Raw genomic sequence first — 26,658 nt, 5'->3', positions numbered from 1 at the left:
GAACTTCGAGAAATGGGAATGTTAATTGAAGCGGAAGCGATTGAGAGCGCATTGAGAAGTATTGGATGGAAAATTTGACTCAGATTAGATGAGTGTACTGACTAATTCTAATTGAGCAGAATTGGGTTATGCTAAAACGGTTGCGTGGTATCTTAATTGAACACAAGCTCAATGTACGACAAATTGAGTTTGATAATAATTGTGATGCTATTCACATATTTATTCAGTACGCAGGATTTTAAGTTATTTATACGAAGTGTTTGCTAAGCATGAGTGAACACTTCAGTGTGTTAATGGGATTAATTATTAGGTAGGTACTTCTAATGTCCATTAATTCCCATGATGTGTTATTATATTGAAAAAACCTTTTACAGGGGGAATCACTTTATTAATCTCATAATGAGTAAGGAGTAAAAAACGTCCAGGCCTTTTTCGAAAATATGAGGAGTATAGACTTGAGATTAGAGGTGTAACATGGAAATAAAGTATCCCCAAACTGTTATAAATAAGTCTCAAGGGTTTACTGATTCTGAAGAGTTCTTAGCACAACTTTGTAATAATTCTTTTCTTTCATTTTGGAGTTATCCTAATGTTTTTCGAGATCAGGGACGAACCATCTCACAACGATCCGAGGCCAAAGGAGATGGCAAAGAATTATGTGATCTTCTAGTGATTTTCGAGAATCACATAATAATATTCTCCGATAAACAGTGTGTTTTTCCAAGTAGTGGAGACATTCAGCTTGATTGGAGCAGATGGTATAGAAAAGCAGTAAAAGATGCAGCACATCAAATATGGGGGGCAGAAAGATGGTTATTTAAATACCCGGAGTCAATATTTCTTGACAGCAAATGTACGCAAAGGTTGCCAATTCAAATTCCATGCAAGGAAAATACAGTAGTTCATCGTATAGTAGTGGCGCATGGAGCATCAGACGAATGTAGAAATCAGTTGGGTGGAACTGGTAGTCTAATACTACATCCATCTGTGATTGGTGAGATGCATACCGGTAGTCAGGAAAATCCATGCATACCATTTGCTATCGGCCAAATTGATCCTAATAAAGGATTTGTGCATATATTTGATGATTTTTCTCTTGAAGTAGTTATGAAAACGGTCGACACTATTTCGGATTTCACAAGATATTTAACAAAAAAAGAAGAATTGATTCTTAATGGGAAGTTAGTCGTTGCTAGTGGTGAGGAAGATTTATTAGCTCATTATCTACAAAATATTAATGAAAATGGAGAGCATACGTTCGAAACTGATGATGATCAAAGTATGTGTGCAATTTCCATTTGGGAGGGATTATGGGAGGACTTCTGTAAACATCCATCAAGACTAGCACAGATTAAAGCTAACGAAATTAGTTACTCATGGGACAAATTAATTGAAAAATTTCTTTTTCATATTACAACTGGAACATCATATTTAATGTCACATCCTGATATAAAGAGTCAAGAAGAAGTCTTTAGGTTCCTAGCAAAGGAAAATAGAACGAGACGTAGACTTCTAGCTGGGTCGATAAATGATTTGATTAAGAGGACACCAGATAATGCTAGAACAACCCGCACAATATTACCTGTAAATCCCGGTGAACCATGTTATCTCTTCTTATTAATGCCTAGGGGAACAACACTTTCATATGAAGAATATAGAGAGTTGAGGGGGCAGTTATTAGCGGGCTATTTACGTATAACAAAGCATAAGTCTCCTGAACTTAAAGATATAGTGGGGATAGCTACGGAGACTGGCTTATCCGAAGAGCGCTCTGAAGATTTTATGTATCTTAATGCAAGAGATTGGACTGGAGAAGATGATAGGGAAGCAGCAGAATTGGAAAGGGATTTCATTAGTCAAGGCCTGCTTAGTAAAAAAACATTATTTAGAGCAAGTGTTCACGAATATCCTGACAAAAACCCTTTGAGAGTAACTAAAGGTATGAAGGGGAGTGAAAGGAATGATCCTTGCCCGTGTGGAAGTGGGAAGAAGTTTAAAAAATGTTGTGGAAATGTATGACTACTGTTGGTAACATTCTTTCAATTTTCATCGAACAAAAACAACGGGGAACAGCTATCTCGGTGTTCTTATTAATATCCTCTGTGTTAGTCATTTAAACCCATAAGTCATCCTCAATGATAGTATCTGTAGGATTCGCTCAAGCCATTTGCCCAGTCACGGACCAATCTGCGGATACACATTTACCTGAAATAATAAGAATAGTTTGAAAGGATCATTTAAATATGGAGCATAGCAAACTTTCTGATCACAAATTTCAAAAGGGGAAATTCATTACACCATGGAATGAAGTTTTCACCGAAATTACACGGGAGAACTCTTGGTACCATGGAAGATTGCCTGAGTACCTATGGTTAGCACTAATAATAAATTTTTATGGTAGAGAAAACGGTTTAATAAAATGTAACATTATTCTTAAAAAACTAAATGAACAAGCCCCTGATTTAACCACTCCAAGATTTTCAAAAGTACTTGAACTAGATGCAGACATACAAAACGACATATTTGGTTATATTTCAACAATTTTAAATGTTCGAGTGCTATCACCGTTGACTGCTATTTTTACTTATTCAAGCTACCCAGTGTTTTCCGCGAAATTCCAATCCTCTATTCCAGTTGAGGAAAAAATAACAACCATAAACAATTTGATGAAAGAGACTAGCGATCATCAAACACATCTCGCTACAGATATACGTTTTATTGTGCTGTATTTCCATTTAATGCGTGGAAAATTACAAATGCCCAGAGAAGAGTTAAAAAGACTTTTAGAATATCCTCACTTATCCCATGAAGATGAGCGGATGCGAATGATTCGACCGCTGGTTCGTTCAATGGAAATGATATTGCCGGAGATGGAAGCATTTAATGCAGAATACCTTGATATATTTTGGGAGGCCATTAGTAGAATGAGCAATTGCGAATTATTTTATATCGGAGTTTCCGATGATCTTCCTGAAACTCAGAAATATATGAGGGCGATTAAAGTAATATTAGAATACTACACAGAATTGCTAACGTCTGCAAACCCACTTGATAATAAAATGCTGGTTTTACTAGGTATAACCACTTATTCCTATAAAAGAATATTAGAATTAGTTGAGCATAAACTCTTCAACACAATCTCCGGTAGAAGTATTGTACGAACTTTAATAGAGGGTTGTATTATGATGAAATATCTACTTAAGCATGAAGCATCACACGGTGATATATGGACTGAATATCAGTATTATGGGATCGGACAATATAAGCTGATAGTAGAAAGATATAGACAATCGGGCAAAGAATTGCCTAAAAGTCATGTTGCTTATGATTATATGGATATTTTGGTTGGTGAATACAAAAATAAAGAGTTTATCGACATGGATACTACATATTTTGATAAACAAAATATTAGGGGGAAGGCTATCAGTGTGGATGAAAAAGAACTTTTTGACTTTTACTATGATTATGATTCCGCATTTGAACATGGATTATGGGGAGCTATTCGTGAGAGTTCATTAATAAAGTGTAGTACGCCTGCACATCAATATCACTGTGTTCCTGATATTGAAAATAACCAGCGATTAAACAATGTATGGCATGATTGCGTTAATATTATGAATAAGACTCTTGAAATTTTGGAAGATGTATTTGGAATTCCTCCACATTTAATGAAAGGTGTAAAGGAATATGAGCAATAACATGTTAGTAGATGAGTTATATCGTATTCAAATTGAATACAAGAGAATTTTGGAGAATGCTTTAAAAAACATATATCAAAAAGACTCCAGCGCAATAATAGATGAGATAGGGGTGTTTTGGGAGCATAACAAAAAAATAGTACAGTGTATCCTACGATATTTATTTCCAGCATACGAAGGATATGTATTTACATCGGCAACAATTTTAGATTTAGATGATAGTGAACATTACCCTTTTGTATCATTGGGTAAGTTTCATTTTTGGGATGATCCCATATACAGATATATAACTTTAATTGGAAACGGAGAAGTTAATAAAGATTTTGATGAACAGATGAGGCGGCAAATAATATCTACAATTGAGGATAATATAAAAATTATTGATCAAGCATTAGGGTTAATCTATATTTTACCGATTAGAATAATTACTGAGGCTGGCCAGTTGGCTAATAAAGCTGCTAATCAAGCCTTTTTCAGCATGTTCAAAGATGAACTTGATATCATTACTTATAAAAAAAACTTCAAAACAATAACAGATGTAAAGAAGGGATTATCAGCTGGCATAGAAAAAAATATCATTCTACTGGACGGTGAGGACCCAACGCTTGATCTTGAAAGCCGATTCAGAAATTATAAGGAAAGAACTATTCTGCCGCTATCATCTAATTATACAGATGCAGAAATCTTTCAGTTTGGTGTTTATAGTTATTTATTGCAGGCCTTCGATACTATACTCATTTGCATAGAACATAAAATAGTCCCCTATATTAGATATGAAGTAGCCTTTAAATATATAGTGAGAATTTCTGGGAATTTCGGTGACAACGAGGAATTGTCTGATATGATGCTTAGATGTATTGTAGCCCATTTTTTACATCATAATTTCGAGAAACAAAATGTAAATGGAGTTGATTTTAGAGAATACTATAAAGCTGTTCAAAGTTATGATATAGAAAATAAAATACTTGGAAATCTAAAACAAAGAAATATAAATCTCACTAGTATGTCACTCGATGATTTAACAACAATAATTAATAATGCTCTTGAAGGTTTTTTTACCTCGTTTCATGATGAGAGAATAAAACTATGAATTAAGCTAATGTATAGAAAGTTTTATCTTAAAATATCACCTCTAAACCATCCTTCTAATCACTGAAAAGAGAGTAAGCAATTTCATTTTACTCTTTTAAAGTCGGACTCGTTGTATTGATAGTACATTAAAAGGACGTAACCATATTTGAATGGTTATGTCCTTTTTATATATTACTAAAAATATGATTTAATTATCCCGTTTCGGATATTTTTATTATAAATGAATTAAAAAATCGAATATGGAAATGAATATAGACATAAATATGGGAGGAAAGGTGAGTTAATGTATACAACATCTAGTAATTTACCAATTTATGATTTTACTACTGTAACTACTTACGGAATTCTTTATCAAGGTGTTTATTATACCTGTTCAAGAGCTATCAGAGAAAGGTGGTTTGAAAAAGCTCAAAGAAAATACGCCTGGAATATACGCATTAAATATATACCGACAGATATGAGAATTATATACATTCATACAGCATGCGAAGAATTTGAAGAATGCAGAGTTGTTGTTCGTGAATTATTCGAAGGGTTTGAATTAGAGACATATCTTTAAAGTGTTCAATTAATGAAATTAGCTAGAGAAATTATGAAGAATAACAGTTGAATTCACTGTTTCCCGGCCAAAGTTTTTTAAAAACGTAACTTAATGGTGAACTTTGAAAGTGTTCAATTAGGGTTTAATTCGTGAAATCGTTCAAAAATTTTATTAATAATCTCAGCCAGCATTTGTCTATCTTTAATGGATAGCGAATAATCACCAAGATGGAGTTGAGTGCTGGGAGTTAATAATATTCTTTGTAGGTCATAAGAGAATTCTTCATCAGATTCACCTCTGAAAGAAGGTGTCTTAGAACCATCAAGATTAGGCATTGGTAATGACTCACGGAAAATGGTTCTGAGTAGCATGTAGTCAACAGACACTTTGAATAAATCGGCTAAAAAACATAATTGCTTATGATCGGGATTAGCTACATTTCGTTCCCAACTTGAGATTGCTTGCTTAGTTACCAACATGATTTTGGCAAGTTCTTCTTGGGTCATTTTATTACTACTTCTAAGATCCTTAATACGGTCCCCGATATACCTTGAAGCCGATTGTTTTTAAATCGGCTTTTATATTTTATTGAAATATTGAAATTATAGATAAGTCATTCTAATGATATTTGAGCGAAGTGAGAGTATAGTCTATATATACGTCTTTATATACAGAAGGCTGCGGGCAAATATCTGTGGCCTCGTCTACATTTTAATGAGTAATGGCATTTTCACTGTAAGTATAGCTGGGTTGCTAGGGCAGCATGGTGCTATTAAATAGAGAAAAAATTGTAAGGGGAAAATTATGGGGAATTATAACTTTATGCTTGTAGGTGTTGATGACTATTCAGATAAGGGTTACCCGGAATTAAGTAGTGTTAACAATGATATTGATGAATTTGAAGGCTTTGTGAAAAAGTATTTTAAGTATGATTCCCTGGTGACCTATAGAGGTGTGCGTACAAAGAAAGAAAACTTAGATGCTGCAATAAGAAACTTTTTTCTTAATTGTAATGAGACCGACACCTTAGTTTTATATTGGAGTGGTCATGGGGATCGTATTGGAAGTGATGGATATTTGGTTTGTTCTGATTCAAAAGCTGAGGATATCAAAGATGATAAAATAAGTATGAAAGAAATTTCAGATGTAATTAGCAATTCTAAGGCAGAGGCAGTACTGGTTATCGTCGATTGCTGTTACAGTGGACAACTAGCAAGAAATAGGAAGAATGGAGCGGAGCTTCAAATTGAAGGTAAGGGCAGAGTTACAATAACAGCAAGTAGTGATGAGATCGCGTTTAGTGAGGGTTCTCATGGTGTGTTTACTAGGTTTCTCCTTGATGAATTAAACTGTCTAGTCTTGTTAGAAGGATACCGAAAAATTGATGTTACAACTCTCTATTTAGATGTAGTTATTTCTATGGAGAAAGCAAATAAAAAACAAATTCCAAACCTAAAGGCCGCAATTCAAGGAAGGTTTTGCCTAGAAGTAAACAACTTGCCTTTTTCTTTCCCTGGAATACCGAGAGGACGGGATGGTTTTAGTTTAAATGACTTTAATCTCCTTGAAGAACTTCAGCGAACATTAAAATATAAGGTAGGTATAGATCCTGATCATTATGACAAGATGACTACTCCTTATTTGAAAAAAGAATTGCCAACAGGTAAAGTTGAGAAACTAATTAAAAACCCCTTGAATAATAACTGTTTTTTTATTTCAACAGTTTTATATCCGTGGGTATATGAAGGGCGTATTAGTTTCCCGTCTGCTCCAATGATCTTTGTTGATTCGAGGGAACAGGCTGAAGAAATCTATGAAGCTGCAATTCGTAATGAAGTTCATGTTCTGGGAGTACTTTCTAGAGTTGAGCACGGAATGGTTTTTGAAAAATTAATTTTGCGATATAGAAATATTGAACTGGAGATACGGGGTGTCAAATCAAGATTACCAATAAGGAAAATTAAATTAGATAATACTATTCAGTGGTTTACTTATGACTATGATTCGAAGAAGCTAATAATTTTGATCCGAAATATAGAAAATTATTCTTTAGGATTTGTTTCTATAGATAATAAAGAAACGGAATCGTTCACAAACTTTGATTTTTCAATAGATGAGAATGAGCAAATTAAAATTGATGATATTAAGTATTTTAAATTTTCAAATACATGTGTATTCGAAACCTATAATAAGAAGAGAAATAAAGCGGTCTATATTTATTATATAGATCAAGGAGTCACTTTGAAAATTAAAGATATAAAGAAGAAGGAACATGTAATTCCAATTAATTATGAAAATCAACTTGTCTTTGGGGGGAATTATATAGAGTTAATTTCTTATCAGAATAAGCATAAGTATCCCCTCGATACAAGATGGGTTAAGGAATATCCTCAGTTTCATGATTTTGTTTCTGATAAAAAGGCGTACTTTTCTTTTTATAATGTATTATTTTCACTGGAATTGATTGATAATGAATTGAAGTTTCAGAAAATAGATGATAAGGGTTCAGTTATTAGTGTACTTAATGAGCAGAATGCCATTATTAAAACAAGGGATGGGTTATATATACATAATTTAAAAACCAAGATAGGTCAATATATTGAATTAAAAGATTTGGATAAAAAGATATTTTTTGATAATGGAATGTATGCGGAAAACGAGCATTTTGGTGACGGCTTTAGACTTAATTACAGAAGTGTGTTTACTTATTCAGGAAAAATGCATCCAGAGTCTTTAAACATCAGTTCAACAGCTAAACTAATTTCCGTGAAGCATACAGGAGAAGCAGTTGCTGCTCTAGATCAGGGGGGTATTATTAATATTTGGGAATGAGGCTTGAAATATTCCTGGGAAAATGTCATTTTAAATTAAAACGAGAAGCACTCGTAATATTAGAGGTATATAACCTCTTTGTTTACGGGTGCTTATTTTAATTTAGTGGAATTGATATGAAAAGAAAAATCGGAATTATTACCGATAAACAGATAGACAACTGCAAAAACTCTGAATCATTGGTTGAGATCTATATAAAAATAGCTTTTGGGATAGAACGATTTTGGAGATGTATTTAATGATGAACATTCTGGGCGATTACTTATTAATAGCGTCCCTGTAACCAAGAGTTAGAAATTCTATATAGAAATCGAAGCATCATAACACGTTATACCTAACCTGGAAACTCAAATGAGTTACAGCTCATGAACTTGGCAGTTTCCAAATAATTGATGTTGTAGCTTTTCATCTATCTTCGCAGCTTTGGGGATCCCTATTACGAGTTGCCACTTTGGACGGGACATTGCAACATAAAGTAACCTTTTTTTTTCACCAGGCATCTGTGTTGGACGTTTGAAGTCATTAATGGATAAATTTTGCCCTGAACTGTTTGCACTAAGGACAAGCATGATGGAATCGAAAGTTTTTCCTTTAACTTTGTGTATTGTAGTTACTTTTTGAGAATTTACAGGTTGTGAATACAATTCACTTACTGTTCTTCTTTGGTAAGGACTTAACTTTCCTGCTTTTAATGTGAATGGCGGAGGTTCAATTAAATTCAATATGTGTTTACAAAGCTCCTTCAACTCGTTAGTCCAGTCAATAAGTGAAAGGGTATAATCTGGAATATTCCTTATAAGAAACAGTAACTTTGATCTGAGAGAGTAGTTGTGTTTATTCTCTTCATAAAACTGATTTTTGAGTATATCATTTCCTATAGTAGTTGGTTCAAGTAACAATGGGACGAGCTTTAACATTCTGTTTATGGCTGCTTTAATATCGCCGTTATCCAGTTCTGACTTAGATCTAATAAACTGCAAAGGGGAGAAAGGGGTTTCTTTCCAATAGTCACCGAGTTTAACTGAAGCTTTAAGCGACTCAAGTAATGATGCCCCTCTGACAAGTATTTTCTTATCAATATATGTTGTTGAAATTTCCTCATACTGTGCGAGTAGTTGATCATAGTTTTCAAAATAAATGATATGAATCACTTGATCTAATTGAGATTCTTGTCCGATTAGATTATTGTGTTCCTGCATCCGAAATAAGCTATATGCGTTAACGATAGGTTGTACGGAGCGTTTACAACTTAATAAATCTAATGGTAGCCAATTTCCGGAGGATAATTTTTCTAAAAATAAATCAGGCCTGGCCTCTCTCCATTCGTAAAGAGATTGATACGGATCTCCAATTAATTCGATGTTTGCAAGCCCATTAATAATTAACTTATCGAAAATAAGATGCTGCAATTCTGAAGTGTCTTGTGCCTCATCAATAATAATATAAGGGAATCTCTGACATAAGTATCTTGCGATATTTGGATTAGTTGATAGTATCTGATGGGCTGCATAAAGTGAGTCAGAGTTTTTAAGAAGTCCACTTTGAAACTGGATTCTCTTAATCTCTTTACAGTAGCGTAAAAATATCCTGTTGTCTGCTTCATCAAGGTTCAATGAATTTCCATCATAAAGGAAGCTACCATCATGATTAATATCAATCTTTGAGGGCTTATAAATATATTGAATAGGTTTTGTACCTAGTTTGAAGCGCTGCAACGACAGATTATCAATCCAAGTATAATCTTCAATTATGATCGGCCTATTCGAATATCCCAGGACCTTTTGATAATGGGGAAGTGTTATGTACTGGTTAATAAAACTATCTATTGTAGAAACTAAGTGAGGATGATTTAATGATTTACCAGTGAACAAGTGGAATTTATCATTAATCTCGTCTTTTGCAACATTTGTGAATGAAAGGCATGCAATACCCGAATACGCTTGGTCCCAGTTACTTACAAGATCTTTTAGCTTATAAGCTACAGAAGTGGTCTTCCCACTACCTGGACAAGCATTTACAATGATTTTTCCTCGACTAGTTATATATCGCTGTCTTTCTGGATTCATTTCAAATTCCATAGTGCTTACCTACCTTAAGTGTGAGAATGCATTTTTTATATAAGATGGTATTACAAAATGCTGCATTGCATAGGCTTTATTGGTAATAAGATATTGTGCGAAATCTTGTGCGAATTCAGACTTTGAAGGAAGACACTTCCACGTAAGAATTGCTAAATTCATTTTGTTAATTTCAGTTAACTCTTCAGAACACTGTTGTAGATAAGTTTTAATATTATCCACTTTTTCATTCTGAGTATCAGCTAAATACTTAAATAAAGGGTTATCGAGCAATTCACCTTTTTTATCTGAAATATTAGAACGTGCAATTTCATATTCAAATGTTTTAAATCCAGCAAATATACCAATTGAGCTTTGATGGTTTTTGAAAGAATTCAGGTTGCCTATTCTAGAACTTACTGGTGAAGAAAGGATATTTTCACGTAACTCGTTAAGTTTCCTATAATCCTCTAATATCAGATTATCGAACGAGTACTCAGAGGATTTGGAATCAGTATACCGGTCATCATCTGTTACGACAGCCACCTTCTTATTAATTCTTCGGTTCTCGTTAGTTGAATTGAACAGAAGAAGAAAAGGGTAGAAGGAAGTACCCGTTTGGACGAGCTCAATATCCTTCTCTTCAAATCTGAAACTTTCTAAATCTGCAAAAGCTGATAATAAAAGTTCTTCTGAAATTCCCTCCACCAAAATTAATGACTTGGCATAAAACAATTGCGATTTCGTTACGTCCAAATATCTTTCTAACATTTTACGCCGAATCACAATATCCTCATTCTTTAATACTTTTCTATTTTGTACAAGGTTCTCTCCCTCACGATCGACAAATATTTGGCCGATGCAGATAGTCTTATTGCTGTTCACGACAAACATTTTACTTAAATCAGATTTTGATGTTAACGTAGGCGAATGGGTTGTAATGAATAACTGGCAGCTATCGCTACAAATTTGTTGTTTTAAAAAATTGTATAGGTTTAACTGTAATTGTGGATGCAGATGAGCTTCAGGCTCTTCAATGAGAAGGGCATAGTGGATAGTCTCATCTCGGTTAACCCGATCATTCATATCACTTAATACAGTAGCGATATATATTAAATTGTTATAACCGAGACTATTTTGATAAAGGCTTAATCCGGAGTTACCTTCAGTTGCACTGGGAAATGGAAGATATGGTTTTATTATGTTTACAATATAATCAATCTTTGATTGCTCAATATGCAGACCGATTTGTGAAATAGTTGAATAAATGCTTCGTAAATTACTATTAATATTTGTCTTAGTAGAACCGACCTCAGCTTTTTGTAATAGTTCTGTGTTAGCTCTTTCTAAAATACCCTTATATTCCTGTTCGGTGTTATTAGCTTCAACGCTACGCTTGATAACTCTGCCTAGAATATTTTTCTTTGATGAAAGTAGATCACTAGTACTATCTCGCAGAGCTCCTAAATAATAATGTTGAAATATTTCAAAGGTATTCGAGCTTGCTTTTTGACCCGGGTTAGCTCCTGTGTAAAAATCGAATTTTGGATATTTATCATTTCTTTTCTCATAACTAATTGTAATAGTGGCATAGTCTTCAGTAGAGTCTAAAACAAGATATTCGTATAGCGCCCCTTTTTGAGCATCTGTTAAACCTCTAAATTCGTAATGAAGTTTAATAGCGCTTGTTGCTTCACCGGTCACTAAATCTGTTGAGAAGTCTTCATTTTTAATGAAAATTTCTTTCATAGGCTCGCCTAGGTTATAGAGCAAACGTATTGCATCAATAATTGTGGATTTGGAAGATCCATTTTCTCCGATAAGAATATTTATATCTTTATTGAAAGATAGATCCATTGTTGAAATCCCACGAAAGTTCTCAATAGTCAGCCTCGATAGGTACATATTAGACCTCCTAATAATATTAGTGTAATATTCGACCTATTTGTAATTAATTCCTTTTTAAATGTCGAATTATGTATTAGTATTTGGATGTAATGTTTTTCTAAAGGTTGGATATAAGTAAGTGAGATGCTGGTAAATGTCGTATCCAGCGTTTTTTAATTATGTTACAATCTGCTTGTTTGACTAATTACTCTTTTAAAGGAGCGAGAGAAATGAAAGAACATTTATTGTTAAGTAAAGCATACATATATGATATCCCTAAGATTGAGCCCATTCTTGATGATTGTACCTACGATGCTATTGCTGGGTATTGGGTAGTAAATCAGAAAAATATTCCGATGATTTTAGAAAAAGGGCGTCCAAAGCCCTCGACAAAGAAATGTGATGTTGAAACAGGTGAAGACAGAAAGTGATATCGTTTAATATATTAGTTCTCTCTGATAAAATGGACTTCACTACAGATTATGTCTGTATTGAACTTAAAAAACGTAATGTTGCTTACCTCCGGATTAACCGTGATGAAATGCACTTATATGATTTAGAGTTAGATATTCAGACCCTATCCTTAACCGTAAGGATAGATGGTCAAATGTATGTTACAAATGAAATTTTGTTACAAAGTGTCTACTATAGAGCTCCAATATATCTTAGAGATACATATAAACCAGGACTTGCAGTGGATATGCAGCTCTATAGAAACCAATGGATGGCCTTTTTGCGTAATTTATCTGTTTTTGAAAAAGCTAAATGGGTAAATGATCCAAGTGCTACATTTAAAGCAGAAAATAAATTACTTCAACTAATGTATGCTGCTAGATTAGGCTTTACATGTCCTAATACGAAAATCACTAATACAACTACTATTAGTGATTTTTTAGATGAGCAATATATTGTGAAATCATTGGATACCGCTGTATTGCAAATTGATACTAAGGATGCTTTTGTATACTCAAATGTAATAAGCAATAAGGAGTTATTGTCAGCTGAATTAGGTTTAGTTCCTATTGTAATTCAGGAGTATGTTTATCCAAAAGTCGATGTACGGGTAACAGTGGTTGGAGATGATGTTTTTGCAGCAAGGATTCTAAGTGATAATAATGGCGTTGCCGGAGACTGGCGTATGAAGAAAGATGATGTTAGCTTTGTGCCATTTGAATTACCGAAGTCTATAGAAAACCATTGCATATCATTAGTTCGCGAACTTGGTTTGAAGTTTGGTGCCATTGATTTGATAGAACAAGGCGAATCATACGTATTCATTGAAATTAATCCTACTGGCGAATGGGCCTGGTTAGTTGAAGCGTCTGGATTTAATATTCAAAATAGTATTTGTGATTTATTGATAGGTGAGAAATGAAGTTATTGGAATGGGTATTTCCGATTATAGGATTCCGGAGAGCGAAAAAGTCAATTAATGAAACCATTCAAAATACGAAACAACAACTTAATAACGAAGATACTACTTATATTATTAAGCAATTTAAAAATGTTGATGTAAAAGATGCTGAATCTCTATTCACTATGTTAGTGGATAACAAGAAGTCACTCGAAGATAAGGCAAAAGTCACTGCAGTTGCAGTAACTCTCTCTTTCACTTTCTTAGGAGCAGTATCAGGATATTTATTAAATATTAAGGATAAGTTTGTTGATAGCCCATTTTTAAATTTTGCGTTGGTTATTATTATTTTACTCAGTACATTTTATCTTATATCATGTGGTTGGTTTTCATTATTAACACTGAATAGTCGTGCTAACTATGTCTTAGGACCGAATGAATATGAGTACTTGAGTAATTTAAGTGGGAATGAGGATAATCAAAGTTCAGAAAAAGTATTTCTGTTGGCTCGAAATTACGAATTGAAAATGCAGGATAATTGGATTTTAAATAATTATGTTGATAGTAGTAATAATAGTTTACGTAATGCCATGCTTTGCTTGGGCATGTTTGTATTGGTTATCTGTTTGGGTTTTGTTTTTTCCACAAAAGCTGAGAATAAGAGTGTAGATCAATTGGATATAATCCAGGGCAATATAGATTATATCCAACAAGTGCAGAAGAGTGATGAAGGAATCATACAGGGGCTTAATCAGATGATACAAATGCAACAGGATGAAATCAAAAGTTTAAAAACTGATCAAGAAATTACACAGAAACAAATCGAATTCTTGTTAAATAGCATCAATGAAATGGGTAAGGAAAGTGAATAGAGATGCTTTGGGAGCTTCTTCCTGTTAATTTTACTACTATGGACTTTCCGACATTTTCAACAAGGGACAGACATGCCTGATTCCCGTGCGGGGAGGGCATGTCCATTTTGTATATATCATTACTTGATCGAATCAGCTGTTGGCATCGATATACTTCTTGATCTCTCCGAGATATTCTCCGATTACCGGCACATTCAGGAACAGACTGAGGATATAGCCCAGTAAGCCCAGAATAACAAAGGTGCCAAGGGAGAGTCCGAGACCACGGGATATGCCTGCCATGAGATTGGTGATAATCCGTTTTTTAGGGTCCGTATAGTTTTCAAGGATATCCTTAAATTCCGATTTTTCCAGCGAATCGGCAATTTTGTCAAGCCTGGCGTTTAGCCGTTTCACTTCATGCCTCAGCTCGAAGGGATGCTCCTCCACATCGTAGGTTTTCGTGTTGTTCCCCGCATCTCCCATAAGGTATACCTGCTTTCTATAGCCCGTAACCGGACTTTGATAAATAAACAAATATTACATAACAACAGCCAGCTGCAAGTGAGCTGGCTGTTTCCGGATTTAGATCAAGCCGCGGATCACCGCTTTTAGTAAGAAGATTTGTAAGAAGCCTTAACTTCTTCTTTGGCTTCCTGTGCCGTATCCGCTATATCCTTGGAAGATGCTGAGGCTTCCTCGGCAACGTCTTTGGATGCATCTTTGACATCAGAAGTGATATCTGCGGATGCGCTTCCTACCGTTTCGCCGATTTTTTTACCTGTTTCCGATAACGTAGCGGCAATTTGTTGTTTGCTGTCACTGACTGTAGTGAAAATATCAGAAGCTTTGGCGGATACCGTGCTGGCAAGGTCAGTAGTCTTTTCTAGGGCGGTAGCAGCAATCGTTTTGGTTTTATCCGTTACAACACCTGCAACCTCTTTGGTTTTATCCGTAGCGGTCGAGAACTTCTCAGACAAGTCACTGCGCATTTCACGGCCTGGCTTAGGAGCGAACAGCAATGCAGCGGCAGCTCCAATCAAACCTCCGATGAAAATACCTTTGAAAAATGTGTTTCCGCTCTCTACCGGATATTCTGTCTCTGCTTTATTCATAACCAATCACTCCTCATTCGATATAGTATAGATAATTTCCCTCGCCGCCGGCGAGCGGATTTCAGGGTGGCCTGAACGTTCTTACTTCGTATATAAACTTGGGCGTATGGGCTGAAACAGCAAAGAAGGATGGCAAAGATTCCCGGAGCATACTTCAGCATTTGTGATGTTAAGAGACATATTGTGATAAAAACGGGCGATTTTGCGACTTTACAAACTGCCGAAACTTTAAAGTCAAAACAAACCATTCTGGCTTCCTTGATTGACAAAGAAAGGAAGAGGGTAAGAAATACATAATTACAGCGCCCTTGTATTTGAGGATAAGATTCATACATCATTGGAGGTGCACACAATTATGATCAAAGTCATTACATCAGCAGAGCGCCATACTTCGAATAAAGAATGGATACACAGTGAATTCAGCTTTTCTTTTGCCGATTACGATGATCCAAACAATGCGCATTTTGGGGCACTGCTGGCCCATAACGACAATGAGCTTAGACCGGGGCAGGGCATGCATGAGCATCCGCATCATGATCTGGAGATTATCACTTATGTCGTTTCCGGAGTGTTGAAGCATCAGGATGATCAGGGTAATCATGCCGAGCTTCAGGGCGGCAGCATTCAGATCATGAGCGCAGGTACGGGCATTAATCATTCCGAAACCAATCCGTCGGATACTGACAATACGCGTTTTCTGCAAATTTGGCTGCTCCCGGATCAGCCGGGCCGGCAGCCGAAATGGGACGCGAAGTTCTATCCAGTTGAGCATAAGACCAATACCCTTCTGCCTGTAGCTTCAGGAAAGGGGGAAGAGGGTGCGCTTGAGATCCATGAGAATGTAACGATCTATCTGTCTTCTCTGGAAACGAATCGGGAGCTGAAATACCTTCAACGTGAAGAGAGGCGAACACATATCTATCTTATTTCCGGCAATTTGGAGATCACGTGCACGGACGGAACTTTTCACCTTCAACCGGGCGATGCGGCCCGTATCCGCAAGAGCTGCGATCTGAATTTGAAAGGAACGGGCAGTGACATGAGCGCGGAGTTCGTGCTGATCGACCTTCCTTAGATTCAAATTTCAGCAAGACAAAGAGAGCCCCATGCCTTAGGTGTCCATCTGCTGATGGCCGTAAGTCAGGGGGCTCTTGTTCGTACTTGTATCACATTTTTATTTCGCCCGAAGGCGTCCGAGTTCGGAAACCAGCGCTTCGACCTGGGAAATGCTTAGTCTGTCACTGCCCATAGCCACTTCGTAAATATCAAGAATGTCCTCATAATTCTTTACTGAGAAGGCTGAAGCCTGCATGGCTGCAGCACTTGCCATTTTCAGCTTGCTTTTAATGCCCTCAATCATATATTCAACATTTTCCTGGGTAGGCTGGGATAGATCCATTGGGGTTAACAGTCCTCTCTGCATATTAATTCAAATATTCTATCATGTTTGGAGGTGCAAACACCATTTTTTTGTCCATTCCATGCATATCATGTTAAATTAATAGAAATATATTCGGTATGAATTGTAGAAAGGGGCAGGGAAAATTGGCAATCAGGGAGCAGGAGAGCAGAAAACGCAAAAAAATGGATGCTTCCGGGCTGACTTCCTTCTTCCAGGAGATCGCGTTCCGGCATCCGCTGGAGCAGATCACATTTTTGTGCATAGGTACGGACAGGTCCACTGGGGATGCGCTTGGACCGCTGACCGGAAGCCGGCTTTTGGAGCATGGATTTCTGCATGTAAGCGGCACGTTGCCGTCACCTTGTGACGCGGATAATCTGGAGGCACGGATAGCAGAGATTCCTGAAGGGCAGGTTATTATTGCTATTGACGCATGTCTCGGTCCCCCGGCATCGCTTGGCTATTTCCTGACGGCTGCTGAGCCGCTGCTTCCGGCACAATCGGTGGGACTGATGCTTCCGGCAGTGGGGCACTACAGCTTGGCTGCCATTGTAGACGTGAACGGACCACGTCCTTACCGGACACTGCAGAGTACTCCGCTGAACAGAGTGATGGTAATGGCCGGGCAAATTGCCCTGGCTGCCGCGGCCGGATTCGGAATGGATGCCCGGAAAGCGTTTCAAGAGTGAAGAAATGGCTTAATAATTAAGACAAGCAAACCGTCTCAAGCCTCGGATCGTCTAGTTGTCCGCGAGCCGTGTTTGGCTATTACATAGAAAGAGGGAGGCTGACATGGAAAACATTCGTTGTGAGGGAAGCAATATTTGTTACAGTGATCAGGGCAAAGGTGACGTTATTGTGCTGCTGCACGGCTTCTGTGGAAGCTCCGCTTATTGGGAGCAGGTAATCCCGTTTCTGAGCAATAATTATCGGGTGATCGCTCCGGATCTGCGAGGCCATGGGGCCTCGGATGCCCCGCTCGGGGCGTATACTGTGGATCAGATGGCTGATGATGTACTGTCACTGCTTAATGCGCTTGAGATCCCGGAGTGCTACCTGCTGGGGCATTCACTTGGCGGATATATCACTCTATCCTTTGCGCAGCGTCACGCATCCCGTCTAAAAGGGTTCGGGCTGATTCACTCTAGTGGTTATCCGGACAGTGAAGAAGCCAAAGAGAACCGTCTGAAAAGTGTAAGCACGATTCAGAATGAAGGAATCTTTGCGTTTGTGGATGGTCTGGTACCAGGCCTCTTTGCACCAGACGCCGCTCCGCAACTGCTTGAGCGCACGAAGGAGATCGGTTACAGAACACCTCCGCAAGGGGCGGTGGGTGCAGCGATGGCGATGCGTGAGCGTCCTGACCGCCGTGACGTCATCTCAGCTACGGTGCTGCCGGTGCTGCTGGTAGCCGGTGCAGAGGACAGCAAGGTATCCCCAGAGCGGACATTTACCTCGGACAAACCGAATGTAACCCAGGCGACCATTTCAGGAGTAGGACATATGAGCATGTATGAAGCTCCCGAACGCTTGTCGGAAATCATTAAGGATTACGTTCATGCGGCTGTGCGCACATAACTAGAGATTAGAACAAACCGCAAGTTCTTTTGCTAAGCATATAGTAAACCTACATAGGCAGCACCCGCCAGACTACGCGGGTGCTGCCTATATTATTGGAACACTATTTCTGACCTCTTCGGCAACAGGCTGGTTAAGTAGCGCAGAGATGTCTAATGGTTTAAGATGAATTCAAAGGGCAGCCCGGCCGTAGGGTTTGCTGTTAAGAGAAGCATAGCAGTCCATGCGTTGCAGCTATGGAAGGAGTGTGCCATATGTTCCGAAGAGATTACATCGTGCGGATGATTGAAGATATGACGGCGATGGTTGCCAAGGTAATGACACTAAAGCAGGAGAAGAAAACAACCGAAGCCTTGTGGGAGGTCGACGAGCTGCTGATCCGGCATTTCCGCCTGAATTCCCGCCTGCTGAATTCACTGTCGGTAGAGGATATTATTGATATGTACCTGCTTGGAGGCGTTGTGGAATCCGATAAGCTTCAGGGTGTGGCACGGCTGCTTAAGGAAGAAGGAGAAATCTATGCTGCGGCTGGAGACAAAGATGCGGCTCTGTTCAGAGCGATGAGGTCTCTGCATCTTTTTTTGTACGCCGATCTTCATGGTGCAGAACGTGAATTGCTGCAGATGCCGGCTGACATTGATGAACTGTTAATAGAAACTCAGGAGTATAGGCTTCCGGCAAAAACGGAACGGCTGCTGCTTACCTACATGGAATCCATCGGACGGTATGCCAAAGCAGAGGACAGCCTCTACAGACTGTGGGAGCAAGGGGAGGATGTTGCCCGGGAAGGCAAAGAGCTGTATAGCCGTCTGCTGCTGAAAAGCCCGGAGGAACTGGAACTCGGCGGTCTTCCGGCACAAGAGGTTAGAGAAGGCAGGGATGAATGGGAGAGACGGCTACAGTTCCACTGAAAAAATGCTATACTACATTAAGAAAATTCAGGAGAACATTCGTCTCCAATGTTATGAATAACTACGACCCAAATGTATAACCCTATAATTTATTTTTGCGTGACGAAAGTGAGATGTACCCTGTGGAATCTTTGAATGCATTGATTGAACAAGTCATAAGCGGCCGTACTCTGATTACGGCAACTCTTAGCCAGCTGCGCAGCAAAGGCGAAACCCCCTACACCAAGGTTCAGGTCAAACCTGTTGAATTAAAGGGCAAGCTGAATTATCAATTTGCCTATTATACCGGTCCCAAGGTTGAACACCGCAATATTCCGGCTGAGGCTGCAGCGGAGGAACTGATGTCGCTGCTGAGAGAGACGTTCCGCCAAGGGCTGCTTTGTACCATTGAGGCAGATTATCAAGTGCTGATCAGCAAAAAGTACAAGGTTTCGATTCTGACCAAATCGCCGAGCAAGCAGGAAGCTCCAGACTTGGCCCATAACCGCCGCAAGCGGTATGTGCTGGATGAAGGAGAACCTGTGCCGTTTCTGGTGGAGCTGGGCATTATGAACAGTGAAGGAAAGGTGCTGGCTAAGAAATACGATAAGTTCCGCCAGATCAACAGGTTCCTGGAGATGGTGGAAGATGTGCTTAACGATCTGCCGGCTGACCGTCCGTTAACCATTGTTGATTTTGGCTGCGGCAAATCCTATTTGACCTTTGCCTTGTATCATTATCTGGCCATCCACGAACAGCGGGAGCTGAACATTGTCGGACTGGATCTCAAAGCCGATGTCATTGAGCATTGCGGCGCCCTTGCGTCCAGGCTCGGCTACGACAAGCTGCGCTTCCTGGTTGGTGATATTGCGGATTATAACGAGCTGGATCAGGTCGATATGGTCGTAACACTTCATGCCTGCGATACGGCTACTGATGCTGCACTGGAAAAAGCCGTCCGCTGGGGCGCATCAGTGATCCTTTCAGTTCCCTGCTGCCAGCATGAGTTGTTTGCCCAGATCGAAAGTGAGGTGCTGAATCCGCTGCTGTCGCACGGAATCCTGAAAGAACGGTTCTCCGCCCTCGCTACCGACGCAATCCGGGCGAAGCTGCTGGACCTCATGGGTTACCGGACACAGCTGCTGGAGTTCATCGATATGGAACATACGCCGAAGAACATCCTGATCCGCGCTGTCAAAAGCGAAAGCGGAGATAACACGGCCAAATGGCGCGAATACAATGCATTCCGTGACTTTCTTGGTGCGGAACCGTATCTTGAACGCGCCTGTACTGATCTGCTGCCGATAAAAAGCAGCCTGGAGGGTTAATCCCTTTAATAGGATGAATAGTTAATACCATGACAGGACGGACGGTTCCCGGAGGGAACAGCCGTCCTGTTTTAAATTTATGCATTAATATGGCCAGGCTATAAATGATCCGGATATTCAGCTTACGTTATCTTTTGTTTCAGACTAAATCTGGAAATACTGAAGGTAACTTGACTCATATAGGAGAAATACAAATGAGGTGGAATAAGCGGCAGAACAGCCCGGATCTGAATATAGTGTATGTTTGTGCAGGCGCGGTATTTACTGCGGGGGTGGCAGCCTGTCTGTTGAGGGGGCTGTTTTTTACCGGGGAGATGTATCCGTTTCTCACGGTGTGGTTTGCATTGTGCGGGCTTCTTTTCGCTCCGGTGCTGGCTGTATCTGAATTGCACAAGAGGACTGACGGAAGAGGTCAAGAATTCGGGATCCCTGTGGTGAAAAAGGCCGCTTTGACCCTGCTGGGCTGTCTGCTGGCGATCCTTGTTCTCTATGGATGGGCAGGGCTGCGGGGGCCTATATCTGCACAGGGGACACTGGATGAGCTGCTCCGCTGGGGATTTTATGCTTCTTTTGCCGTACTGGCCTATTTCTGTGCAGGATACCGTCAGGGAGCCCGGCTTCTTGGGGCAATGTGGCATATGATGGGAATGGCCATCAGTTTAAGCGCATTGCTTGCAGTATGCGCGGGGTTCAAGCTCCCCTATGCGGTAGCATATACATCAGCGCCTGAAGTCAGCGCCACAGGCGCCAGACTGGCAGGTCTGCTCCAGTATCCGAATACCTTTGGAGCGGTGATGGCTGTTTTCCTCCTGGAGCGGCTGTTCGCCGCTGCTCCCCTGATGGAATCGGCCAAGCCCGGGACATCAGCGGTAAAACAGTCCGTAGCCACTGGAGTGTATGGCATGCTGCCGCTGTTCCCCTATGCCGCCGCGCTGCTCCTCAGCGAGTCGCGCGGCGCGTGGTTGACCGCGGCCGTAGCCGGCGCCGCGGTTCTGCTCTGGAAGCGGCAGCTCTGCGCGCCGCTTCTGCTTGCCGGCGCCGCGCCCATGGCTGCTGCGGCGCTGTTCTACCGCCAGCTGGCCCGTGCCGGGCTGGCGGTAGAGCCTGGACCCGGCCTGCTGCTGCTGGCCGGGCTGTGGGGCGCCGCGCTGCTTGGCGGCGCGTGGCTGTGCCGCCGCCGGCGAGTCGCGGCAGGCGGGGGCAACGCCGCCAGGGTGGCTCTGGCGGCGGCGGTGTGGACGGCGGCGGGCAGCGCCGTCCTCCTGCAGGTACGCGAGCGGATAACCGGACCGTCATCGACGGTCGCCGCTCGCGGGCTGCTCTACCGCGATGCCTGGAAGCTCGCGGCAGATGCGCCCTGGCTGGGACGCGGGGGCGGGACTTGGCGGAGCTCGTATCTCGCCGCCCAGTCCCGCCCCTACGTGGGCAGCCAGGTGCACAATGGATACCTCGACCTCCTGTTGAACCTGGGAGGAGTCGGCCTTGCCGTTCTCTTGCTGCTACTGGTCGCAGCAGGATGGCTGGTGGCAGCAGCAGCGCACAGGCTGCTGCCGTCCCTGCTGGCGCTTGCCCTGCACAGCGCCGTCGATTTTGACTGGAGCTATGGCCTCATGTGGCTGCTGCTGTTCCTGCTGCCAGCGCTTGCCCGGGCCGAGAAGCTTCACAGCGCTGTCGCAGGCAAACCGCCAAAGCTCCCCGCATCCGCTGAATCGCCACCCGTTCCTGGTGTATCGGGAAGGCCTGCTGCGGTGGCTGGCCCCACAGGATCAGTTATATTCTCTTTATCTCCTGCAAGGGGTCCAGCCACATGTAACACGCCACAGCTCCACGCATCCGCCAAGCCGCCACCCGTTCCTGGCGGGCCGGGAAGGTCTGCTTCTGCGCCGGATGTCTTTCCAGTAGCTTCGAACCCTGTATCTGTTGCAATCTCACCAGAGCTGACGTCAGTACCTCCCATGTGCATGCGAGTACCCGTCTTCACAATGCTGCTTCGTCTGTGGAGAGTTGCGGCAGTCTCACTGCTTTGCAGTATGGCGCTGGCACTCTTCATCCTTTCCTTTCAAGCGATGAAAGGGGAAACACTATATATTCAGGCGGTGGGCACCTCGCAGAATAGAGAGAGAATTGTTTTGCTGCGGCAATCTCTACATTGGAACCCTCGTGATCCCATGGCAGCTGCCGCTTTATCCCGGATGCTTCCAGGGAACCAGGGACGTGACCTGCTTTTGAAGAGTCTGAAGTACTCTCCAGAGAATGCTGTTTTGAACTGGGAGCTGGCAAAACGGGCGCTGGAAGGGAATCATCCGGGAACAGCACTGTACTGGGTGCGAAGAGGCCAGCAACTTGATGTTTTTAATGCAGCCAAACGTATAGAAGCGGCTGAAGGAATGCTGGACATGAGTGTACGGAAACTCCGGGAGGGGGACTGGATAAGTGCGCGCCAGAGTGCCGAAGCCGGTCTGGAGCTGCTGCGGCAGTACCGTCTGTTGGGGGAACGAGAGAGTGGGAAGGGAATTCAGCACAATGACCGCCGGTTTGGCAATGTGCAAGAAGCCGAAGGCTTAGGCCTTCGGCTGAGGGGAGCACGTTCCGAATCCTGGCATTTGGAGGCGGCAATCCGTTTGTAAGCTGGCGGGCGCGTTGCCTGAACCAAAGTTTTATTCTTGTGAAATCATGCCGTTGCCAAATTACTTCCTTTCAGGGCCGGCAGCACATCGGACGTTGCGTGGGTTGCGTACGCTATGAGCTTGTATCTCCTGTTCTTAAGCCTTTCCCCGGGAAGAGATCAGCCACGAATACCCAATAGGCAGTAAAGTGACAATCACCAGTGCTGCAATAATCATACTGATAGACAAGCTCTTGGGTAAAAATGCTCCCAGCACGATCAACAGGCCGCCGATCATCCACATCCTGCCTGAGAAACGGTGTGTCTTCCGCCATACCTCCGGGCTGGCCAGCGTCCAGGCTGTGCGGACACCTGTGAAATAGTTGTCCCGGATCTGGGGCATAAAGTTGCCGACCACAACAAACAGCAAGCCCAGAACGACCATAGCAATTTTTCCGGCAGGAATGCTTTGATCCAGACCATAAGAGACGTTCAGGACAAGCATGGCATCGAATACAGCTGCGATCACCAGACGGATCATTTTGTAGGCATTTTGAAATTTACTGTAGTTCTCTCTCTTTGGATCAATATTGCGGATGAACTGCATCGCGAGCGGAAAAACCACGCCCATAAAGCCCATCAAAGCGATAATGGAACCTTTGCTCCAGTACGAGTTAACCTCCCCGCTGATGCTGAAATGGGCAGGGAGCTGGTCGGGCAGCCTGCTGTAATTGACCAGTGCATAACCCAGTGAGAGAACACCCAGAATCACAATCATTGTGTCCTGCCATTTCCATTTGAAATCCTTCATCATCAATCAGCCTCCTTGTTTTTATCTTTATCCTGCTTGAGTTTGGACTCTGTGCGGTTTGGCGCTTCACTCTCTTTTCCCGTACCCGTAAACTCAAGGAACCAGCCGAGCACCTCTTCCAGCACGGTCGTATCGAGGGAATACAGAATAAATTGCCCCTGACGTTCATCCTGCACCAGTCCCGCATGTTTCAGGGCATTAAGATGATGTGAGATACTGGGCTTTGACATGTTAAAATAATCGGCGATCTCCCCGGCGGTACGGTCCTTTTCCCTAAGCAGCCGTAGAATCTGTCTCCGGGTCGGGTCAGCCAGCGCTTTGAAGGATTCGTTCATCATTCACCCGGCCTTTCGATATTTAAATAATTATCTAAATATATAATATTTCTATCAGGACAGAAATGTCAATGTGTATTTTCATACCGGAGCGGCAACATTGATTTCTTCTTGAAATATAAGGATTTATATGTTTCACGCTATAAATCATCCTTCTATTTCTCGCTGAAACAGATTCCGTCCCTAAAAAGGACGGCGAAGCCGTTTTCACTTGCCAGAAAGGTTTTCAGTTTCCCTTAAGTAGAAGTCGTAAGCCCGCATATGCTAGAATAGGCTAGGAGAAGCTGGGTACATAGAGTGGAATCGCCAAAAGTTTATGAAACACAAAGCGAATTCCGCGAAAAAAAACGGGAGGAGGAGCTGCATTTGCATGTTATTTCTGATCTGATCTCGCAGTTGTTTGAATGGATTCAGAGTCTTGGGTATTTCGGGATTATGATCGGACTTATGATTGAGGTTATCCCAAGTGAAATTGTACTGGCCTATGGCGGCTATCTGGTCTCGCAAGGAGAGATTAATTATTTTGGCGCGGTGCTCTTTGGTACAGTAGGCGGAGTTGTGGCCCAGATATTTGTATACTGGATTGGCCGTTATGGCGGCAGACCCGTTCTGGAGAAATACGGGAAGTACATTTTTATCAAGAAAAAGCATATTGACCATTCCGAAGAATGGTTCAATAAGTATGGCACCGGTGTTATCTTCACAGCCAGGTTCATTCCGGTTGTGCGCCATGCCATATCCGTTCCTGCCGGAATCTCGCGCATGCCGCTGGCCAAGTTCACCTTGCTGACCACGCTTGCTGTAATTCCGTGGAGTGCTCTGTTTGTCTATTTGGGTTATACACTTGGCGACAGATGGGAAACAATTGATGAAGTAGCCGCCCAATATACGAATGAGCTTATTCTTGCGGCCCTTGCTGTCATAGTTATATACTTCCTGTTCAAATGGTACAAATCCAAGAAGAAAGGTAGTGTAGTATGAAGCAGAATGTAGCCCCTAAATTCGGTCAAGGCCTTACTCCGCGCCAGTTCGTGGAAGGCATGACGAAGAATCAGCAGGTATTCGAATCATGGTATGAAAAATTCACCTGGGAAGATGCAGACGATCGGGAGTACTTTGATAGTTTGAACCACCGGGACGACCTTCGGGTGCTGATACTCGCTGCGGATTGGTGTGGAGATGTTGTACGCAATGTGCCGGTCGTGTTCCGTATTCTGGAAACAGCAGGCATCCGAACCGAAGTGCTGATTTTGGAAGAAAATCAGGATGTTATGGATGATTATCTAACCATGGGCGGCAGATCCGTGCCGATCGTGATTTTTGCCGATACAGGCGGTTACGTACTGGGTCATTGGGGACCCCGTCCAGAGCATGTGCAGTCGCTGATGAGAGAGTTCAAACAAGAGAATCCTGACCGCGAGGCTCCTGACTACGAGAGCAAAATTGCCGAAGTCCGCAAGGCGATGGGCCAAGCCTATGGGGAAGGAACGGAATCGCACGCAGTAATCGCCAAAGAACTGCGCAGCCTGATCTCCGGATTCTAAGAAGAGATGCTTAATATTCGTTCATATAATTTGGGATCACTTCAGACGAATGCTTATTTGCTTACCGGAGCGGACCCCGGACGTGGCATTATTATTGACCCTGGTGCAAATCCGGCAGCCCTTCTGCGGGCTGCTGAAGGAATGGAGATTGAGGCTGTTCTGCTCACCCATGCCCACTTTGATCATATCGCCGGGCTTGATGAGATCCGCAAAGCCAAGAAATGTCCCGTGTACCTGCATCCTCTGGAAAGTGAGTGGCTGGGCAGTCCCAAGCTGAACGGTTCATTGATGTGGCCGGATGTCACACCACCCATCAGCACGGAACCTGCCGAGTATGATCTGGCAGAAGGGCAGGTGCTGACGCTTCTGGGGCTTACCTTCCGTGTAATGCATACACCTGGTCATTCTCCGGGTAGCGTCAGCTTCCTCTGCGGAAATGATCTCTTTTCCGGAGACGTACTCTTTAAGCTGGGAGTAGGACGTACCGATTTGCCTGGAGGCCGGGAACGTGATCTTATCGATTCCATCCGGGGGAAATTATACCGGCTGGATGAGGAAGTCAGAGTATTTCCCGGCCATGGGCCACGGACAACGATCGGTTTTGAGCGGCTCCGTAATCCTTATGTCCCCATGTAATGTTCTGCCTCGCGTCCAATCGACAACAAACGGGAAAATACTGATGGACAAGAGACTACAAAGTTGCTACAATACTGTTAATTAAATGTAACATTTAACCTC

General features: G+C 41.7%; 25 protein-coding genes. 17 read left to right on the top strand and 8 right to left on the bottom strand.

All coding sequences use genetic code 11. From position 1 onward, the window contains the following. Window positions 1-474: 474 nt before the first annotated feature. The 4 genes from ACTJKB_RS27135 (at window position 475) to ACTJKB_RS27120 (ending at window position 5,349) form a co-directional block, all read left to right on the top strand. Entirely contained in the window at window positions 475-2,019 is a 1,545-nt protein-coding gene (locus tag ACTJKB_RS27135; RefSeq protein WP_440837445.1) for a YecA family protein, read from the top strand. A 224-nt stretch (window positions 2,020-2,243) separates the two neighbouring features. Next, window positions 2,244-3,698, top strand: a complete 1,455-nt coding sequence (locus ACTJKB_RS27130; RefSeq protein WP_440837444.1) for a DUF5677 domain-containing protein — start codon at window positions 2,244-2,246, stop codon at window positions 3,696-3,698. Next, window positions 3,688-4,788, top strand: a complete 1,101-nt coding sequence (locus tag ACTJKB_RS27125) for a hypothetical protein (RefSeq protein ID WP_440837443.1) — start codon at window positions 3,688-3,690, stop codon at window positions 4,786-4,788. The genes ACTJKB_RS27130 and ACTJKB_RS27125 overlap by 11 nt, the downstream gene beginning before the upstream one ends. 285 nt (window positions 4,789-5,073) lie before the next feature. Further along, window positions 5,074-5,349 carry a hypothetical protein gene (locus ACTJKB_RS27120; protein WP_440837442.1) on the top strand — a complete coding sequence of 92 codons (276 nt, stop codon included), beginning with the start codon at window positions 5,074-5,076 and terminating at the stop codon, window positions 5,347-5,349. 113 nt (window positions 5,350-5,462) lie between these two features. Here the strand turns inward: ACTJKB_RS27120 and ACTJKB_RS27115 are convergent, their stop codons facing one another. After that, complete coding sequence (locus ACTJKB_RS27115; protein WP_440837523.1) at window positions 5,463-5,864, bottom strand: helix-turn-helix transcriptional regulator; 402 nt, start codon at window positions 5,862-5,864, stop codon at window positions 5,463-5,465. A gap of 271 nt (window positions 5,865-6,135) precedes the next feature. On the opposite strand from ACTJKB_RS27115, the gene ACTJKB_RS27110 reads away from it, so the two are divergent. Then, window positions 6,136-8,163: a caspase family protein gene (locus ACTJKB_RS27110; protein ID WP_440837441.1), complete on the top strand. Its 2,028-nt coding sequence runs from the start codon at window positions 6,136-6,138 to the stop codon at window positions 8,161-8,163. Window positions 8,164-8,519: 356 nt separating this feature from the next. Here ACTJKB_RS27110 and ACTJKB_RS27105 read toward each other — a convergent pair whose 3' ends face one another. Both ACTJKB_RS27105 and ACTJKB_RS27100 read right to left on the bottom strand, forming a co-directional pair. Further along, entirely contained in the window at window positions 8,520-10,241 is a 1,722-nt protein-coding gene (locus ACTJKB_RS27105) for a UvrD-helicase domain-containing protein (RefSeq protein WP_440837440.1), read from the bottom strand. A gap of 9 nt (window positions 10,242-10,250) precedes the next feature. Next, entirely contained in the window at window positions 10,251-12,125 is a 1,875-nt protein-coding gene (locus ACTJKB_RS27100; protein WP_440837439.1) for an ATP-dependent nuclease, read from the bottom strand. A gap of 212 nt (window positions 12,126-12,337) precedes the next feature. Here ACTJKB_RS27100 and ACTJKB_RS27095 point away from each other — a divergent pair, with 212 nt between their 5' ends. Genes ACTJKB_RS27095 through ACTJKB_RS27085 form a run of 3 tightly spaced genes read left to right on the top strand, consistent with a single transcriptional unit; the run spans window position 12,338 to window position 14,333 of the window. Further along, window positions 12,338-12,538, top strand: a complete 201-nt coding sequence (locus ACTJKB_RS27095; protein WP_440837438.1) for a hypothetical protein — start codon at window positions 12,338-12,340, stop codon at window positions 12,536-12,538. 32 nt (window positions 12,539-12,570) lie between these two features. Beyond that, window positions 12,571-13,482 (top strand): hypothetical protein, encoded by a 912-nt coding sequence (locus ACTJKB_RS27090; protein ID WP_440837437.1) that lies wholly within the window; start codon window positions 12,571-12,573, stop codon window positions 13,480-13,482. After that, window positions 13,479-14,333, top strand: coding sequence for a hypothetical protein (locus ACTJKB_RS27085; RefSeq protein ID WP_440837436.1), 855 nt, complete (start codon window positions 13,479-13,481; stop codon window positions 14,331-14,333). Before ACTJKB_RS27090 ends, ACTJKB_RS27085 begins: the two co-directional genes overlap by 4 nt. 132 nt (window positions 14,334-14,465) lie before the next feature. On the opposite strand, the gene ACTJKB_RS27080 is transcribed toward ACTJKB_RS27085, so the two are convergent. Together ACTJKB_RS27080 and ACTJKB_RS27075 are read right to left on the bottom strand one after the other, a co-directional pair. Beyond that, the gene (locus tag ACTJKB_RS27080) at window positions 14,466-14,798 is read right to left on the bottom strand and encodes a DUF5665 domain-containing protein (protein ID WP_074084978.1); all 333 of its coding nucleotides are present in this window, start codon (window positions 14,796-14,798) and stop codon (window positions 14,466-14,468) included. 125 nt (window positions 14,799-14,923) lie between these two features. Then, entirely contained in the window at window positions 14,924-15,427 is a 504-nt protein-coding gene (locus ACTJKB_RS27075; protein WP_440837435.1) for a YtxH domain-containing protein, read from the bottom strand. 355 nt (window positions 15,428-15,782) lie between these two features. Between ACTJKB_RS27075 and ACTJKB_RS27070 the strand changes: the two genes are divergently transcribed. Beyond that, the gene (locus ACTJKB_RS27070) at window positions 15,783-16,502 is read left to right on the top strand and encodes a pirin family protein (RefSeq protein ID WP_440837434.1); all 720 of its coding nucleotides are present in this window, start codon (window positions 15,783-15,785) and stop codon (window positions 16,500-16,502) included. 99 nt (window positions 16,503-16,601) lie between these two features. On the opposite strand, the gene ACTJKB_RS27065 is transcribed toward ACTJKB_RS27070, so the two are convergent. Next, window positions 16,602-16,826 carry a DUF1128 family protein gene (locus tag ACTJKB_RS27065; RefSeq protein ID WP_074084975.1) on the bottom strand — a complete coding sequence of 75 codons (225 nt, stop codon included), beginning with the start codon at window positions 16,824-16,826 and terminating at the stop codon, window positions 16,602-16,604. 146 nt (window positions 16,827-16,972) lie between these two features. Here ACTJKB_RS27065 and yyaC point away from each other — a divergent pair, with 146 nt between their 5' ends. The 5 genes from yyaC to ACTJKB_RS27040 all read left to right on the top strand — a co-directional run bounded on the left by yyaC (window position 16,973) and on the right by ACTJKB_RS27040 (window position 23,252). After that, entirely contained in the window at window positions 16,973-17,518 is a 546-nt protein-coding gene (gene yyaC / locus ACTJKB_RS27060; protein ID WP_440837433.1) for a spore protease YyaC, read from the top strand. Between the two features lie 103 nt (window positions 17,519-17,621). Next, window positions 17,622-18,407: an alpha/beta fold hydrolase gene (locus ACTJKB_RS27055; RefSeq protein WP_440837432.1), complete on the top strand. Its 786-nt coding sequence runs from the start codon at window positions 17,622-17,624 to the stop codon at window positions 18,405-18,407. Window positions 18,408-18,661: 254 nt separating this feature from the next. Next, window positions 18,662-19,318, top strand: a complete 657-nt coding sequence (locus ACTJKB_RS27050) for a DUF6483 family protein (RefSeq protein ID WP_440837431.1) — start codon at window positions 18,662-18,664, stop codon at window positions 19,316-19,318. A gap of 113 nt (window positions 19,319-19,431) precedes the next feature. Continuing rightward, the gene (locus ACTJKB_RS27045; protein ID WP_440837522.1) at window positions 19,432-20,625 is read left to right on the top strand and encodes a class I SAM-dependent methyltransferase; all 1,194 of its coding nucleotides are present in this window, start codon (window positions 19,432-19,434) and stop codon (window positions 20,623-20,625) included. A gap of 194 nt (window positions 20,626-20,819) precedes the next feature. Then, on the top strand, window positions 20,820-23,252 hold the full coding sequence (locus ACTJKB_RS27040) for an O-antigen ligase family protein (RefSeq protein WP_440837430.1): 2,433 nt from the start codon (window positions 20,820-20,822) through the stop codon (window positions 23,250-23,252). A gap of 135 nt (window positions 23,253-23,387) precedes the next feature. Here the strand turns inward: ACTJKB_RS27040 and ACTJKB_RS27035 are convergent, their stop codons facing one another. Both ACTJKB_RS27035 and ACTJKB_RS27030 read right to left on the bottom strand, forming a co-directional pair. Then, window positions 23,388-24,041, bottom strand: a complete 654-nt coding sequence (locus ACTJKB_RS27035) for an SdpI family protein (RefSeq protein WP_440837429.1) — start codon at window positions 24,039-24,041, stop codon at window positions 23,388-23,390. 2 nt (window positions 24,042-24,043) lie between these two features. Then, window positions 24,044-24,376 carry an autorepressor SdpR family transcription factor gene (locus tag ACTJKB_RS27030; RefSeq protein WP_440837521.1) on the bottom strand — a complete coding sequence of 111 codons (333 nt, stop codon included), beginning with the start codon at window positions 24,374-24,376 and terminating at the stop codon, window positions 24,044-24,046. Between the two features lie 366 nt (window positions 24,377-24,742). Between ACTJKB_RS27030 and ACTJKB_RS27025 the strand changes: the two genes are divergently transcribed. From ACTJKB_RS27025 to ACTJKB_RS27015, 3 genes are read left to right on the top strand one after another with little or no spacing between them, the layout of a single operon-like run. Beyond that, the gene (locus ACTJKB_RS27025) at window positions 24,743-25,357 is read left to right on the top strand and encodes a DedA family protein (RefSeq protein ID WP_440837428.1); all 615 of its coding nucleotides are present in this window, start codon (window positions 24,743-24,745) and stop codon (window positions 25,355-25,357) included. Then, window positions 25,354-25,920, top strand: a complete 567-nt coding sequence (locus tag ACTJKB_RS27020; RefSeq protein ID WP_440837427.1) for a thioredoxin family protein — start codon at window positions 25,354-25,356, stop codon at window positions 25,918-25,920. Before ACTJKB_RS27025 ends, ACTJKB_RS27020 begins: the two co-directional genes overlap by 4 nt. A gap of 6 nt (window positions 25,921-25,926) precedes the next feature. After that, window positions 25,927-26,556: an MBL fold metallo-hydrolase gene (locus tag ACTJKB_RS27015; protein ID WP_440837426.1), complete on the top strand. Its 630-nt coding sequence runs from the start codon at window positions 25,927-25,929 to the stop codon at window positions 26,554-26,556. Window positions 26,557-26,658: the final 102 nt, after the last annotated feature.

This window comes from Paenibacillus sp. 22594 (assembly GCF_052044425.1).
GTDB lineage: Bacteria > Bacillota > Bacilli > Paenibacillales > Paenibacillaceae > Paenibacillus_AQ.
This window is presented reverse-complemented; position numbering and strand designations above follow the sequence as displayed.